Origin of the sequence: Sneathiella chinensis (genome assembly GCF_012720115.1) — a bacterium.
GTDB lineage: Bacteria > Pseudomonadota > Alphaproteobacteria > Sneathiellales > Sneathiellaceae > Sneathiella > Sneathiella chinensis.
Window position 1 is genome coordinate 1 of the sequence record NZ_VNWN01000011.1, and the last position, 15621, is coordinate 15621.

Genomic DNA, 15621 nt, shown 5'->3' on the forward strand with positions numbered 1-15621 from the left:
TGCGTGCGGCTTACTGCGCTCAAATTTTTCTTTGGCCATTTCTTTTCTCCGTAATATCCGGCTTATTCAGCTTCGGTTACGCCAATTTCGCCAGAACTTCGTCAGAGACGTGTTGTGGCACTGGTTCATAGTGATCAAATACCATTGTGAATGTTGCGCGGCCCTGTGTCTGGGAGCGCAGGTTGTTCACGTAACCAAACATGTTGGCCAGCGGAACCATTGCATTCACAACTTGCGCGACACCGCGCTGTTCTGTTCCGGTAACCTGACCACGACGGCTGTTCAAGTCGCCCATCACGTCACCAATATATTCGTCAGGCGTTACGATCTCGACCTTCATCATCGGTTCGAGAAGACGCAGACCTGCCTTACGTGCCAGTTCGCGCATTGCGGCGCGGCCGGCGATTTCAAAGGCCATGACAGAGGAGTCAACGTCATGGTAGGCACCGTCGATCAGTTTCACGTCAACGTCGATCATCGGGAAGCCGGCGAGAACACCAGTTTCAACGATGTCTTTAACACCCTTTTCAACACCCGGGATGTATTCCTTCGGAACAGAACCACCGGTGATGCTGTCACCAAAGGTGAAACCTGCACCCGGCTCGCCCGGCTTCGCAACCAGCTTGATCCGGGCAAACTGACCAGAACCACCAGACTGCTTCTTGTGGGTGTAGTCCAGTTCGGCTTCGCTGGTGATGGATTCGCGGTAAGCAACCTGCGGCGCACCGACGTTTGCTTCAACCTTGAATTCACGCTTCATGCGGTCGACGATGATGTCCAGGTGAAGTTCGCCCATACCCTTAATGATGGTCTGGCCGCTTTCGTGGTCACTGGAAACGCGGAAAGAAGGATCTTCCTGAGCCAGACGGTTCAGGGCAACACCCATTTTTTCCTGGTCGCTCTTTGTCTTCGGCTCAACCGCAATCTCGATCACTGGTTCCGGGAACTCCATGCGTTCCAGAATAACCGGCTTGATGGAGTCGCAAAGGGTGTCACCTGTGGTCGTGTTTTTCAGACCGGCAATCGCGACAATGTCACCAGCACGGGCTTCTTTCACATCTTCACGGGAGTTCGCATGCATCTGCAGCATACGACCAACACGCTCGCGGTTGTCCTTAACGGAGTTCAGGGTCTGTGTACCGGTTTCAAGAACACCGGAATAGACACGAACGAACGTCAGTGAACCAACGAACGGGTCCGTCATGACCTTAAACGCCAAACCGGAGAACGGCTCATCATCAGACGGGTTCCGAACAACTTCCTTTTCGGTCTTCACGTCGATGCCTTCTGTGCCGCCAATGTCGGTCGGAGCAGGCATGAACGCAATGATCGCATCCAGAAGCGGCTGAACGCCCTTGTTCTTGAACGCTGTACCGGTCAGGACAGGAACGAAGTCACCGGCCAGGGTCCCTTTACGAATGCAGGAAATCAGCGTTTCCTCGCTCGGCTCTTCGCCTTCGAGATAGGCTTCCATGACAGCTTCGTCAGTTTCAACAGCGGTTTCAACCAGCTGCTCACGGAACTCAGCGGCCTTGTCAGCCAGATCGGCACGAATGTCACGGTACTCGAAAGAGGCGCCCATTTCTTCACCGGTCCAGACGATTTCCTTCATTTTCAGGAGATCGACAACACCTTCGAATTCAGCTTCGGAACCAATCGGCAGCTGGATCGGGAGCGGGTTCGCACCCAGACGCTCGCGGAACATGTCCAGGCAGCGGTAGAAGTTGGCACCGGTCCGGTCCATCTTGTTGACGAAGCACATGCGCGGAACGCGGTACTTGTCAGCCTGACGCCAAACAGTTTCAGACTGCGGCTCAACGCCCGCAACACCATCAAAGACAGCTACGGCACCATCGAGTACGCGCAGGGAACGTTCAACTTCAATGGTGAAGTCAACGTGACCCGGAGTATCAATGATGTTGATCCGGTGATCCTTCCAGAAACAAGTCGTAGCAGCAGAAGTAATTGTAATACCCCGCTCCTGCTCCTGCTCCATCCAGTCCATTGTTGCTGAACCTTCGTGTGTTTCACCAATCTTGTGAGAAACACCTGTGTAGAACAGGATACGTTCTGTCGTTGTTGTTTTACCGGCATCAATGTGGGCCATGATGCCGATGTTGCGATATCTTTCAATGGGCGTTGTGCGAGCCATGACGGAAATCCTATTTAACGCGTTTCAGCTTTTACCAGCGATAGTGAGCAAAGGCGCGGTTTGCCTCAGCCATCTTGTGAGTGTCTTCCCGCTTCTTCACGGCACCGCCGCGCTCGTTGGACGCGTCAAGCAGTTCACCTGAAAGACGACCAACCATGGTCAGTTCAGACCGGTTGCGGGCGCTTGCGATCAGCCAGCGGATTGCAAGGGCCTGCGCACGATCAGCGCGAACCTCAACAGGAACCTGATAAGTCGCACCACCAACACGGCGAGAGCGAACCTCAAGGTCTGGCTTAACCTTGTCCAATGCTTCGTGGAAAACTTCCAGCGGATCGTTGCCGGTCTTTTCCTGGATTACATCGAAAGCACCATAAACAATGCCTTCTGCTGTAGATTTTTTGCCGGAGAGCATGAGGGAGTTCATGAACTTGGTCAGAACCACATCACCAAACTTGGCGTCTGGCAAAACTTCGCGCTTCTCTGCTGCGTGACGACGTGACATCCGTTAATTCCTTACTTAGGCTTCTTCGCGCCGTACTTGGAACGGCGTTGACGGCGTGTAGAAATACCCTGGGTATCCAGAACACCGCGAACAATGTGATAACGAACACCCGGCAAGTCCTTTACACGACCGCCGCGAATCAGAACAACGGAGTGTTCCTGGAGGTTGTGGCCTTCACCCGGGATGTAACTTGTGACTTCGAAACCATTTGTCAGCCGAACACGGGCGACCTTACGCAGCGCGGAGTTCGGCTTTTTTGGTGTCGTTGTATAAACTCGTGTGCAAACGCCACGTTTCTGCGGGCATGCCTCCATAGCAGGCACCTTGTTCCGCGAAACCGGCATTTTGCGAGGTTTTCTAATCAGCTGATTAATAGTAGGCATTCTTGTTCCTATCCTATCGTTTCCGCAAATAGCACAGCCGCGCACAGTTGCGGCCCTGAGCGCGGTCGGGAATTTTTGCGTCCATCCCGAAGAGACTTAACACGCACGTCTATCTTCAAACACCTGACCACGTGCGGAAAACTGATAAAGTATCGGTTGTCAGGAGGCCGCAATATATGAGCGGGGCCTGCGTCAGTCAAGTATAAAAGCATATGCTCTTGAATCCGGGAAATATGAGGTTTTTTTGGCTTTTCGGCCCCGTGAAACCAGCCCGTGCACAGGCGCCCGCGCAATAATATTACGCGTTTTTCCGAGTCATCGGACCCTCCCCCCGAAAAACGAAAAACGGCGCCCTTTCGAGCGCCGTTTTCAATTCAGAAGATTCGAGATCCGGCCTTCCCCCGAGGAGAAAACCGGAATCGATTCCTGTTAGCTTTGATCTGCTGCAGCCTGTTCGCCCTCTTCCGAGGAGATCAGGTCGGCCGGGAAACCGGAGGCTTCCTGGATCTCGCGATCCCGCTGGGCGGCCAGACGCTTCAGACGGTTCATCTGTGCACCCGTACCCGCCGGGATCAGGCGACCCACGATGACGTTTTCCTTCAGACCAACAAGGGTGTCCTTCTTGCCCGCGACAGAGGCCTCGGTCAGAACCCGAGTGGTTTCCTGGAAGGACGCCGCAGAGATGAAGGAGTTGGTCTGCAGGCTTGCCTTGGTGATACCCAGCAGAATCGGGCTTCCTTCGGCCGGTTCCAGACCACGATCGACCAGCTTCTGGTTTTCACGCTCGAACTCTTCACGATCCACATGCTCGCCGATCAGGAAGGTGCTTTCGCCTGTCTTCTCGACTTCGATCTTCTGGAGCATCTGGCGGCAGATCACTTCAATATGCTTGTCGTTGATCTTCACGCCCTGCAGTCGGTAAACGTCCTGGATCTCGTTGATCAGGAAGTTGGCCAGTGCCTCGACGCCCAGAACCTTCAGGATGTCATGCGGCGCCGGGTTACCATCCAGCAGATAGTCGCCCACGCGGACAAAGTCGCCCTCGTTCACGGCAAGGTGCTTGCCCTTCGGAATGAGGTATTCGACCGTTTCCAGATTTTCATCTTCCGGACGGATGGAAACACGACGCTTGGACTTGTAGTCCTTGCCGAACTCCACATAGCCGTCGATCTCGGCGATGATGGCATGGTCCTTCGGACGACGCGCTTCGAACAGTTCCGCCACCCGCGGCAGACCACCGGTAATGTCCTTGGTCTTGGACCCTTCACGCGGAATACGCGCCAGAACGTCACCAGCCTGAACCTTCACACCATCCTCAACGGACAGGATCGCATCCACCGGCAGGAAGTAGCGGGCTTCATGGCCACTGGCCAGCGTCAGAAGCGTGCCTTCGTCATCGCGGAGGGTAATCCGCGGACGCAGGTCGCTGCCCTTCGGCTGCTGTTTCCAGTCAACAACGATCTTACGGGTAATCCCCGTCGCCTCGTCAACCTGTTCGGCCATGGAGACACCACCCACAAGGTCCTTGTAGTTGGCAACACCTTCCAGTTCCGTGATCACCGGTGTGGTGAACGGATCCCACTGTGCCAGCTTGGTGCCCTTCTCGACCTTCTGACCATCGTCCACCAGCAGGGTGGTACCATAGGTCAGGCGGTGACGGGCACGTTCACGGTTGTTGGCATCGACCAGAACCAGTTCGGAGTTCCGGCCCATGACGACCAGCAGACCCTTACTGTTCTGAACCACGTTGCGGTTATCGATCTTGATCGTACCGTCATGGGATGCCTCGACAGAGGAAACCTCGGCCACCTGCGCCGTACCACCAATGTGGAACGTCCGCATGGTGAGCTGCGTACCCGGCTCACCAATGGACTGGGCGGCAATAACACCGACAGCCTCACCGATGTTGACCGGAGTACCGCGGGCCAGATCACGACCATAACACTTGGCGCAGATACCGCCCTTGGTGTCACAGGTCAGAACGGACCGGATCAGGACCTGTTCCACGCCGCACTTCTCTGCCTGCAGGGAAGCGGCTTCGTCGAACATGTCGCCCTTGGCAACGATAACTTCGCCGGTGTTCGGATCGAGGACATCCTCGTTGGCGGTCCGGCCGAGAAGACGATCGCTGAGGGTCGCGATGATATCGCTGCCTTCAACCACTTCACGAACGGTCACACCGCGATCGGTTCCACAATCAACCTCAACAACCACACAATCCTGTGCAACGTCCACAAGACGACGGGTCAGGTAACCGGAGTTCGCAGTCTTCAACGCCGTATCCGCCAGACCCTTACGGGCACCGTGGGTGGAGTTAAAGTACTCAAGAACGCTCAGGCCTTCCTTGAAGTTGGAAATAATCGGGGTCTCGATGATTTCACCAGACGGTTTGGCCATCAGGCCGCGCATACCGGCAAGCTGTTTCATCTGCGCCGCAGAACCACGGGCACCGGAGTGGGCCATCATGTAGATGGAGTTAATCCCCTTCTGGCGACCATCATCGTCAAACTCAACCGCTTCAATCACCTTCATCATTTCGTCGGCGACCTTGTCGGTACATTGTGACCAGGCGTCAATGACCTTGTTGTACTTCTCGCCCTGTGTGATCAGGCCGTCATAGTACTGACGCTCATATTCTTCGGCCAACAGACGGGTATCTTCAACCAGTTTGTCCTTGGACGCCGGAATCTGCATGTCGTCCTTACCGAAGGAAATACCCGCACGACACGCGTGAGAGAAGCCGAGGCCCATGATCCGGTCAGCAAAGATGACCGTTTCCTTCTGGCCACAGTGACGGTAAACCTCGTCGATAACCGCCGTGATTTCCTTCTTGGTCAGCAGGCGGTTGATCAGGTCGAAATTCACCTTGGAGTTCCGCGGCAGAATTTCTTCGATCAGCATGCGGCCCGGTGTGGTTTCAACGAGCTTCATTTCCTCGTTGCCATCAGCATCCACAAAGCGGACACGGGTCTTCACCTTACTGTGCAGGGTCAGGACGCCGCTATCGATGGCGTGCTGGGCTTCAGCAACGTCGGTAACCAGCATCCCCTCGCCCGGCTCGTTTTCCTTGTTCATTGTCAGGTAGTAAATACCCAGAACAATGTCCTGGCTGGGAACGATGATCGGTTTACCACTGGCCGGGCTGAGGATGTTGTTGGTGGACATCATCAGAACACGGGCTTCAAGCTGTGCTTCCAGGGACAGCGGTACGTGAACCGCCATCTGGTCACCGTCAAAGTCAGCGTTAAACGCAGTACAGACCAGCGGGTGAAGCTGAATGGCTTTACCTTCAATCAGGACCGGCTCAAACGCCTGAATGCCGAGACGGTGAAGGGTCGGCGCACGGTTCAGCAGAACCGGATGCTCGCGAATGACCTCGTCAAGGATATCCCAGACTTCCGGGCGTTCCTTTTCGACCAGCTTCTTCGCCATCTTGACGGTGGCGGCCATGCCCTTCAGTTCCAGCTTGGCGTAGATAAACGGCTTGAACAGTTCAAGTGCCATTTTCTTCGGCAGGCCGCACTGATGCAGTTTCAGTTCCGGACCCACAACGATCACGGAACGACCGGAATAGTCAACACGCTTACCAAGCAGGTTCTGACGGAACCGGCCCTGTTTACCTTTCAGCATGTCGGACATGGATTTCAGCGGACGCTTGTTGGCGCCAGTGATCACCCGGCCGCGACGGCCGTTGTCAAACAGCGCATCCACGGATTCCTGCAGCATACGCTTTTCGTTCCGGACGATGATGTCCGGGGCGCGCAGCTCGATCAGGCGCTTCAGACGGTTGTTCCGGTTGATAACGCGGCGATACAAGTCGTTCAGGTCGGAGGTCGCAAAGCGGCCGCCATCCAGCGGAACCAGCGGACGCAGTTCCGGCGGGATCACCGGGACCACCTGCAGGATCATCCATTCCGGGCGGTTGCCGGATTCAATGAAGGCTTCAATCAGCTTCAGGCGCTTGGCCAGCTTCTTTGGTTTTGCCTCGGATGTGGTGGTCCGCATTTCCTCGCGAATTTCTTCGCTGATGGCTTCCAGGTCCAGGCTCATCAGGATGTCGCGGATGGCTTCTGCACCGATATTGGCGGTGAAGGCATCTTCGCCATATTCGTCCTGCGCGTCGAGGAATTCCTCTTCGGACAGCAACTGGAACTGTTTGAGCGGAGACAGACCCGGCTCAATAACCACGTAGTTTTCGAAATACAGAATCCGTTCCAGATCCTTCAGCGTCATGTCCAGCAGCAGGCCGATGCGGGACGGCAGGGATTTCAGGAACCAGATATGGGCAACCGGAGACGCCAGTTCGATATGGGCCATGCGTTCACGCCGTACCTTGGACAGCGTAACCTCAACACCACATTTCTCACAGGTGATCCCACGGTATTTCATCCGCTTGTACTTGCCGCACAAGCATTCGTAATCTTTGATCGGGCCGAAAATACGGGCGCAGAACAGCCCGTCTTTTTCCGGCTTGAATGTCCGGTAATTGATGGTTTCCGGCTTTTTGATCTCACCATATGACCAGGAACGGATCCGTTCCGGCGACGCGATCGAGATTTTAATCTCGTCAAATGCCTGAGTGCCCTGTGGCTGACCAAAAAGGTTCATCAACTCATTCATGGACCATCTCTCCTTAAATGTCCCGGTTCCCCGGGGACGGCGCTTCAACAGCGGCCAAAATTGTTGTTCTCTGACGACGAAACGACAGGCCCCGGCAACGCCGGAGCCTGTTCATTTTTAGTAACCGATCTGGGACAGTTCCACGTTCAGGCACAAGGAACGCATTTCCTTGACAAGAACGTTGAAGCTTTCCGGGATACCGGCTTCGAAGGTGTCGTCACCCCGTACGATGGCTTCGTAAACCTTCGTACGGCCGGCCACGTCATCCGACTTGACGGTGAGCATTTCCTGAAGGGTGTATGCCGCACCATAAGCCTGCAGCGCCCACACTTCCATTTCACCGAACCGCTGTCCACCGAACTGGGCCTTACCACCCAGCGGCTGCTGGGTCACGAGGCTGTACGGACCAATGGACCGGGCGTGGATCTTGTCGTCAACAAGGTGGTGCAGTTTCAGCATATAGATATAGCCCACTGTCACCTTGCGGTCGAACGGCTCGCCTGTACGTCCGTCGATCAGGGTCACCTGACCGGAGGTATCAAGGCCGGCAACTTCCAGCATGCGGTTGATGTCGATCTCGTTGGCACCATCGAAGACCGGTGTTGCCATCGGAACACCGTTCCGCAGGTTGTCGCCCAGTTCCACGAACTGTTCGTCGCTCATACCGGAAATCTTGTCGCCGTATTCCTCGTCGCCATAAACTTCCTTCAGCTTTTCCTTGAGCGGCTCAAGATCAGAGGCACCGCGCTTGATGCGGTTCATGATCTCGGTCACCTGAACACCAATTCCGTGGCTTGCCCAGCCAAGGTGTGTTTCAAGGATCTGCCCCACGTTCATACGGGACGGAACGCCCAGCGGGTTCAGAACGATATCGACAGGCTTGCCATCTTCCAGATAAGGCATGTCTTCTTGCGGCAGAATGCGGGAGATAACACCCTTGTTACCATGACGACCGGCCATCTTGTCACCCGGCTGCAGCTTGCGCTTAACAGCAACGAAGACCTTGACCATCTTCATGACCCCTGGCGGCAGTTCGTCACCGCGCTGCAGTTTGTCCACCTTGTTTTCAAAGCGGGCCCGCAGACGGCCAATTGCCTCGTCATACTGCTTTTTCAGGGCTTCGACATTCACCATGCTGGCGTCGTCTTCCACACTGATCTGCCACCAAACACCGCGGTGCAGGCCAAGCAGTTTCTCAGATGTGATTTCCTCACCCTGACTGAACTCAGCCGGGCCGGATGCCACAGTCTGACCGACCAGCAGGCCTTTCAGGCGGTCATAGATTGTCCGCTCCAGAATGGCTTTTTCGTCGTCCCGGTCTTTGGCCAGATGCTCGATTTCGTCCCGTTCAATGGCCAGGGCACGTTCGTCTTTTTCAACACCATGACGGTTGAAGACACGAACCTCGACCACGGTACCGGCCACACCCGGCGGCAGGCGCAGGGAGGTGTCACGAACGTCGGATGCCTTTTCACCGAAGATGGCACGCAGAAGTTTTTCTTCCGGTGTCATCGGGCTTTCACCCTTCGGTGTGATCTTACCAACCAGAATGTCACCCGGCTGGATTTCGGCACCTACGTAAACGATACCGGCTTCGTCCAGGTTCTTCAGCCCTTCCTCACCAACGTTCGGAATGTCGCGGGTGATTTCTTCCGGGCCCAACTTGGTATCCCGGGCCGCAACCTCGAATTCCTCGATATGGATGGAGGTAAAGACGTCGTCCTTCACGATCCGTTCAGAGATCAGGATGGAGTCCTCGAAGTTGTAACCGTTCCACGGCATGAACGCGACCAGCACGTTCCGGCCAAGGGCCAGTTCACCAAGATCGGTTGACTGTCCGTCACTGATGATATCGCCAGCTTCAACCCGGTCGCCCACTTTCACCAGCGGACGCTGGGTGATGCAGGTGTTCTGGTTGGACCGCTGGAATTTCAGCAGGTTGTAGATATCAACACCGGACTTGCTGAGGTCTTCCTCATCGGCACGGATAACGATACGGGTGGCGTCCACCTGATCGATGATACCGGAACGCTTGGCAACAATGGTTGCACCGGAGTCGCGGGCAACCCGCTCTTCCATGCCGGTACCGACGAACGGTGCTTCCGCCCGCAGAAGCGGTACGGCCTGACGCTGCATGTTCGATCCCATGAGGGCGCGGTTCGCATCGTCGTTTTCCAGGAACGGAATAAGGGACGCACCAACGGACACCAGCTGTTTCGGTGACACGTCGATATAGGTCACCTCGTCCGGCTTGGCGACGACATATTCACCCTGCGCACGGCAGCGAACGAAATCTTCGGTAAAGCGGCCATCATCGTCGAGGGCAGCGTTCGCCTGAGAGATCGTGTGCTTGGTTTCTTCCATGGCAGAAAGATAGTGCACTTCGCCGGTCAGCTTGCCATCGACAACTTTCTGGTACGGGCTTTCGATGAAGCCGTACTTGTTGACGCGGGCAAAGGTTGCCAGAGAGTTGATCAGACCAATGTTCGGGCCTTCCGGTGTTTCAATCGGACAGATACGACCATAGTGGGTCGGATGCACGTCACGAACCTCAAAGCCGGCGCGTTCGCGTGTCAGACCACCCGGGCCCAACGCAGACAGACGGCGTTTGTGGGTGATTTCAGACAGCGGGTTGGTCTGGTCCATGAACTGGCTGAGCTGGCTGGAGCCGAAGAACTCGCGAACAGCAGCAGCAGCCGGTTTGGCGTTGATCAGGTCATGCGGCATGACCGTATCAATTTCAACAGAGCTCATCCGTTCGCGAATGGCACGTTCCATACGCAGCAGGCCAATGCGGTACTGGTTTTCCATCAGTTCGCCAACGGACCGCACACGACGGTTACCGAGGTTGTCGATATCGTCGGTTTCGCCGTGGCCGTCTTTCAGACGAACCAGTGTCTTGACCACTTCCAGAATGTCTTCCTTGCGCAGAACCCGAACGGTGTCTTCGCAGTCCAGATCCAGACGCATGTTCATCTTCACACGGCCAACCGCAGACAGGTCGTACCGTTCCGGATCGAAGAACAGGCCATGGAACAGGGCTTCAGCAGTTTCCTCGGTCGGCGGCTCACCCGGACGCATGACACGATAGATATCGATCAGGGCCTGTTCGCGGGATTTGCTCTTGTCGACGGCAAGGGTGTTGCGGATATACGGACCGACATTCACGTTGTCGATGTCGAGGGTGGTAATTTCCTTGAAACCGGCAGCTTCAAGCTGGTCGATCAGGGCTTCAGTCAGTTCCTCACCGGCCTCGACAAATACTTCGCCGGTTTCCGGGTTGATCATGTCTTCGGCAACAAAACGGCCGACCAGTTCCAGATGGCTGACCAGAATGTCCTTCAGGCCGTTATCCACCAGTTTCTTGGCGGCACGCTGAGTGATCTTGGTACCGGCATCGGCAACAACAGACTGGGTGTCCGCATCGATCAGGTCGCGGATCAGGCGGCTGCCACGAACCCGGTCCATGACGAACGGTGTGCGCCAGCCCTTCTTGTCCAGGGTGTAGTTTACACGGTCATAGAAGAAGTTCAGGATTTCTTCCTGGCTCATGCCCAAGGCTTGCAGCAGGGCCGTCACAGGCAGCTTCCGGCGACGGTCGATACGGACATGCACGATGTCTTTCGCATCAAACTCAAAGTCAAGCCAGGAACCACGGTACGGGATCACCCGTGCGGCGAACAGCAGTTTACCACTGGAATGGGTCTTGCCCTTGTCGTGATCGAAGAACACGCCGGGGCTCCGGTGCATCTGGGAGACGATAACCCGTTCAGTTCCGTTGATCAGGAAGGTACCCTTGTCGGTCATCAGGGGCATGTCGCCCATGTAGACGCTCTGCTCCTTGATATCCAGGACGGATTTCGCCCCGGTATCCGGATCCACTTCATACACGATTAGGCGCAGCGTTACTTTCAACGGTGCGCCGAATGTCATGCTGCGTTGCTGACACTCTTCCTCATCATATTTGGGTGGTTCAAATTCGTATGAAACGAATTCCAAGCTTGCGGTATCTGCAAAATCCTTGATCGGGAAAACTGATTTGAATACGCCCTCAAGACCATCGTCACCACGCTGTTCGGTTGGTATGTCCTGCATCAGGAACGCATCGTAAGAGTTCTTTTGCACCTCAATCAGGTTTGGCATTGTCGTAGCGGCTGCGATACGACCAAAATCCTTACGTACGCGTTTCCGACCGGTGAACGACTGCAAAATGCCCATTCGAAATCCCCGTATTTCTGTTGCCTGCGATAAAGTATGGTCTTTTAGACCATAAAACGAACTTTATCTGAACATATTCGTCATTATGAGCAAAATATTCAGATAAAACTCAACAAATTTCGTGTCGGTTGGGTACCCCCGACAGGGCTGCGCCTCTTAAAATCCCGCCGGATTAACCGCCTTTTCAGAAAGCGGCTGCGGGGAAGGCAGCAAAAGCCACCTTCCCCGACTTAAATATCACGATCAACTGATCGCGCCGTGCAACGAACTTACTTGAGTTCAACAGTTGCGCCGGCACCTTCCAGCTGTTCTTTGATTTTTTCAGCTTCGTCTTTCGGAGCGCCTTCTTTAATGGCTTTCGGTGCACCTTCAACGAGTTCTTTAGCTTCTTTGAGGCCCAGGCCAGTGATGGCGCGAACTTCTTTAATGACGTTGATTTTCTTCTCACCAGCAGAAGCCAGGATGACATCAAATTCGTCTTTTTCAGCAGCAGCGCCAGCGTCGCCACCAGCAGCCGGAGCAGCAGCTACAGCAACAGGTGCTGCGGCAGAAACGCCCCATTTTTCTTCCAGAAGTTTTGCAAGTTCTGCAGCTTCCAGCACAGTCAGGCTGGACAGGTCTTCGGCAATCTTTTCGAGATCGGCCATTGTACTATTCTCCTCAGGTAAACCTTTAGGTTTATAAACTTAAATAAACGGCTTTTACATCTAACCCTGTTCGGCTTTCGCCGACAGGACACGGGCCAACTGACCAGCTGGTGCCTGGAGGACACCTGCAATTTTCGTTGCAGGGGCCTGAACAAGACCAACCAGTTTTCCACGAAGTTCATCAAGGGAGGGCAAGCTTGCAAGAGACTTGACCCCTTCCGGGTCAAGTTCGGTTGCACCCATTGCACCACCGATGACAACGAACTTGTCATTCGCTTTGGCATACTCCATGACAACTTTAGGAGCGGCTACCGGATCGTCTGAATAGGCGATACCGACAGGGCCCTTCAACTTGTCTGAAAGCGAACCGTAGTCCGTGCCTTCAAGAGCGAGACGTGCAAGCCGATTTTTGGTCACTTTGAAGTTGGCGCCAGCATCACGCATCTTCGAACGAAGTGCAGTCATTTCCGCTACAGACAAACCGCTGTATTGGGCAACAACAACCACATTGGCTTCGTTGAAGAGACCGTTCATTTCGGCAACCAGAGCTTCTTTTTGGGATCGGTCCACTCGTCGTCTCCGTTTATGGAGCACCGCACAAGGCAGGTACTCCGGTTAAAATAGAATCCGGAAACCGGATCCGTTTACTGTCCCAGGTCCACCTGAATTGCAGCGTCGCTGCGAATTTTTAGCTTCCCTGTCTATGCAGGCACCTTAAGAACTTAAGTCCGGTTTCCTATCGAGATAGTCCACCAGACACCTGCAGTCTCGGACAGCTGAACCCGCCGAAGCGGGCTCAGTCACTTGCCGCCGAAGCGGCAAATTCCGTGCAAGTTATACCAACTCGCTGATTTCAATCTTGACGCCCGGGCCCATTGTGGAGCTGAGAGCGACTTTACGGACAAACTGTCCTTTTGCACCTGTCGGCTTCGCCTTGACAACGGCATCCACGAAGGATTTCACGTTTTCAAGCAGGGCTTCATTGGAGAAGCTCGCCTTGCCGAGACCGGCATGAACGATACCGGTTTTTTCGGCGCGGAACTCAACCTGACCACCCTTGGCTGCCTTGACGGCGTCGCCAACATTCGGGGTCACTGTGCCGAGTTTCGGGTTCGGCATCATGCCGCGCGGGCCAAGAACCTTACCAAGACGACCAACGATGGCCATCATGTCCGGAGTGGCAATACAACGATCGAAATCGATGTTGCCGCCCTGAATGGCTTCCATCAGGTCTTCTGCACCAACAACGTCGGCACCAGCAGCTTTCGCTTCTTCTGCCTTGTCGCCGCGGGCGAAAACACCGACGCGAACGGTCTTGCCAGTGCCGTTCGGCAGCTGGGTAACACCGCGAACCATCTGGTCGGCATGACGCGGGTCAACACCCAGATTCATGGCGATTTCAACGGTTTCGTCGAATTTGGATGTAGCGTGATTCTTGATCAGGGCAACAGCTTCTTCCAGTGTGTAGAGCTTGTCGCGATCAACAGCTTCAGCAGCCAGTTTCTGCTTTTTGGTCAGTTTCGCCATCTATCTTACTCCACCACTTCGTAGCCCATGGACCGGGCAGAACCTTTGATGATGTTAATGGCTGCTTCAATGTCATTGGCATTGAGGTCGACCATCTTGGCTTCGGCAATTTCCCGAACCTGGTCCAGAGTCACGGACGCAGCAACGTCACGACCCGGAGTGCTGCCACCTTTTTTCTGGCCTGCAGCTTTTTTCAGGAAGTAAGATGCCGGAGGCGTCTTGGTGATGAAGGTGAAAGACCGGTCAGCGTAAACAGTGATGACAGTCGGGATCGGCATGCCGCCTTCCATGTTGCCAGTCGCTGCGTTGAACGCTTTACAGAATTCCATGATGTTCACGCCCTGCTGACCCAGAGCCGGGCCAATTGGCGGTGACGGATTTGCCTGTCCCGCCGGGACCTGCAACTTGATGTAACCTTGAATCTTCTTTGCCATTTTCTTCCCTATGACGTTTTAAGGGTTCGCGGTACAGCCATGGCTGACCTCCCGCAAGGTAACGCACCGAAGTGCGGTTAAAATCCTCAGCTCTTCTCGACCTGAGAATAATCCAGTTCCACAGGTGTGGAGCGACCGAAGATGGAGACAGAAACCTTGAGCTTCGCCTTCTCTTCATCGACCTCTTCAACAACACCCATAAAGGAAGCGAACGGTCCATCGGACACCCGAACCTCTTCACCAATATCAAAGGTGACGGACGGTTTCGGACGCTCAACGCCTTCCTGTACCTGATTCATGATGCGTTCGACTTCGCGCTTGGAAATCGGCTGGGGCTTGTTTCCGTTCCCCAGGAATCCCGTAACACGCGGAAGGTTCTTTACCAGGTGATATGTATCATCGTTCATTTCCATATGAGCGAGAACATAACCCGGGAACAATTTGCGCTCTGCGTTGACTTTCTGTCCGCGGCGCACTTCCACGACTTCTTCAGACGGGACGAGAATATCTTCGAACTTGTCGGCCATGCCTTTTTGCATGGACTGTTCGTTAATGGCTTCTGCCACACGCTTTTCCGATCCGGAATAGACGTGCACAATATACCAGCGTTTTTTCGCTACCTGATCACCTTCAGCCACAGACTTATGCCCCCAATGACAAGATTAACTTGACGATCCGCTGGATGCCGAAATCAACCAGAAAAAAGAAAGATGAAGCGAGGAAGACCATGACAAAGACCATACCAGTGGTGATCAGCGTTTCCTTGCGGGTCGGCCAAGTTACCTTGGATGCCTCCTGTCGCACCTGACGGATAAAAGCGCCTGGAGTTACTTTTGCCATATTGTCCTCAAAATTAGCTCACAACAACCGAGTGATCCGGCGGTATACAGGAATTTTTCGAACAAAGCAACCAAACTGGCAGGAGAGGAGGGACTCGAACCCCCAACACCCGGTTTTGGAGACCGGTGCTCTACCAATTGAGCTACACTCCTTCAGTTTGATTGGGAGGGCAGAACCGCCGGTTTTCACCGGCGGCCCGCTTCCAATTCTGCTTCGACGAAATTCCTGATTTCGTCAAAAAGAGGGGTTCCCTCTTTTTACTCGGTGATGCTGGAAACGACGCCAGCACCAACAGTCC

General features: G+C 54.7%; 11 protein-coding genes and 1 tRNA gene. All 12 read right to left on the bottom strand.

The features are described 5' to 3' along the window. Positions 1-76 precede the first annotated feature (76 nt). The 12 genes from fusA to FQB27_RS16465 all read right to left on the bottom strand — a co-directional run bounded on the left by fusA (position 77) and on the right by FQB27_RS16465 (position 15475). Positions 77-2152 carry an elongation factor G gene (fusA, locus tag FQB27_RS16410; RefSeq protein WP_169562168.1) on the bottom strand — a complete coding sequence of 692 codons (2076 nt, stop codon included), beginning with the start codon at positions 2150-2152 and terminating at the stop codon, positions 77-79. A 31-nt stretch (positions 2153-2183) separates the two neighbouring features. Next, positions 2184-2654, bottom strand: a complete 471-nt coding sequence (gene rpsG / locus FQB27_RS16415; RefSeq protein WP_169562169.1) for a 30S ribosomal protein S7 — start codon at positions 2652-2654, stop codon at positions 2184-2186. Between the two features lie 11 nt (positions 2655-2665). Then, positions 2666-3037 carry a 30S ribosomal protein S12 gene (rpsL, locus tag FQB27_RS16420; RefSeq protein ID WP_169562170.1) on the bottom strand — a complete coding sequence of 124 codons (372 nt, stop codon included), beginning with the start codon at positions 3035-3037 and terminating at the stop codon, positions 2666-2668. Positions 3038-3466: 429 nt separating this feature from the next. Continuing rightward, the gene (rpoC, locus tag FQB27_RS16425) at positions 3467-7657 is read right to left on the bottom strand and encodes a DNA-directed RNA polymerase subunit beta' (RefSeq protein WP_169562171.1); all 4191 of its coding nucleotides are present in this window, start codon (positions 7655-7657) and stop codon (positions 3467-3469) included. Positions 7658-7774: 117 nt separating this feature from the next. After that, positions 7775-11869, bottom strand: coding sequence for a DNA-directed RNA polymerase subunit beta (gene rpoB, locus FQB27_RS16430; protein WP_169562178.1), 4095 nt, complete (start codon positions 11867-11869; stop codon positions 7775-7777). A gap of 275 nt (positions 11870-12144) precedes the next feature. Continuing rightward, positions 12145-12522 carry a 50S ribosomal protein L7/L12 gene (gene rplL / locus FQB27_RS16435; RefSeq protein WP_169562172.1) on the bottom strand — a complete coding sequence of 126 codons (378 nt, stop codon included), beginning with the start codon at positions 12520-12522 and terminating at the stop codon, positions 12145-12147. Between the two features lie 60 nt (positions 12523-12582). Beyond that, positions 12583-13092 (bottom strand): 50S ribosomal protein L10, encoded by a 510-nt coding sequence (gene rplJ / locus FQB27_RS16440; protein WP_169562173.1) that lies wholly within the window; start codon positions 13090-13092, stop codon positions 12583-12585. Between the two features lie 264 nt (positions 13093-13356). Then, positions 13357-14049, bottom strand: a complete 693-nt coding sequence (gene rplA / locus FQB27_RS16445; RefSeq protein ID WP_169562174.1) for a 50S ribosomal protein L1 — start codon at positions 14047-14049, stop codon at positions 13357-13359. Positions 14050-14054: 5 nt separating this feature from the next. Continuing rightward, the gene (gene rplK / locus FQB27_RS16450) at positions 14055-14483 is read right to left on the bottom strand and encodes a 50S ribosomal protein L11 (RefSeq protein WP_169562175.1); all 429 of its coding nucleotides are present in this window, start codon (positions 14481-14483) and stop codon (positions 14055-14057) included. Between the two features lie 86 nt (positions 14484-14569). Beyond that, on the bottom strand, positions 14570-15121 hold the full coding sequence (gene nusG, locus FQB27_RS16455) for a transcription termination/antitermination protein NusG (RefSeq protein ID WP_169562176.1): 552 nt from the start codon (positions 15119-15121) through the stop codon (positions 14570-14572). 4 nt (positions 15122-15125) lie between these two features. Then, positions 15126-15323, bottom strand: coding sequence for a preprotein translocase subunit SecE (gene secE / locus FQB27_RS16460; RefSeq protein ID WP_169562177.1), 198 nt, complete (start codon positions 15321-15323; stop codon positions 15126-15128). Positions 15324-15399: 76 nt separating this feature from the next. Continuing rightward, positions 15400-15475, bottom strand: a tRNA-Trp gene (locus tag FQB27_RS16465). Positions 15476-15621 lie beyond the last annotated feature (146 nt).

What these genes read in the sequence shown, in the direction of transcription:
- rplK (WP_169562175.1), bottom strand. Translation starts at nt 14,483, where the DNA reads ATGGCAAAGAAGATTCAAGGTTACATCAAGTTGCAGGTCCCGGCGGGA.
- rplA (WP_169562174.1), bottom strand. Translation starts at nt 14,049, where the DNA reads ATGGCGAAACTGACCAAAAAGCAGAAACTGGCTGCTGAAGCTGTTGAT.
- fusA (WP_169562168.1), bottom strand. Translation starts at nt 2,152, where the DNA reads ATGGCTCGCACAACGCCCATTGAAAGATATCGCAACATCGGCATCATG.
- rplL (WP_169562172.1), bottom strand. Translation starts at nt 12,522, where the DNA reads ATGGCCGATCTCGAAAAGATTGCCGAAGACCTGTCCAGCCTGACTGTG.
- rpsG (WP_169562169.1), bottom strand. Translation starts at nt 2,654, where the DNA reads ATGTCACGTCGTCACGCAGCAGAGAAGCGCGAAGTTTTGCCAGACGCC.
- rpoC (WP_169562171.1), bottom strand. Translation starts at nt 7,657, where the DNA reads ATGAATGAGTTGATGAACCTTTTTGGTCAGCCACAGGGCACTCAGGCA.
- secE (WP_169562177.1), bottom strand. Translation starts at nt 15,323, where the DNA reads ATGGCAAAAGTAACTCCAGGCGCTTTTATCCGTCAGGTGCGACAGGAG.
- rpsL (WP_169562170.1), bottom strand. Translation starts at nt 3,037, where the DNA reads ATGCCTACTATTAATCAGCTGATTAGAAAACCTCGCAAAATGCCGGTT.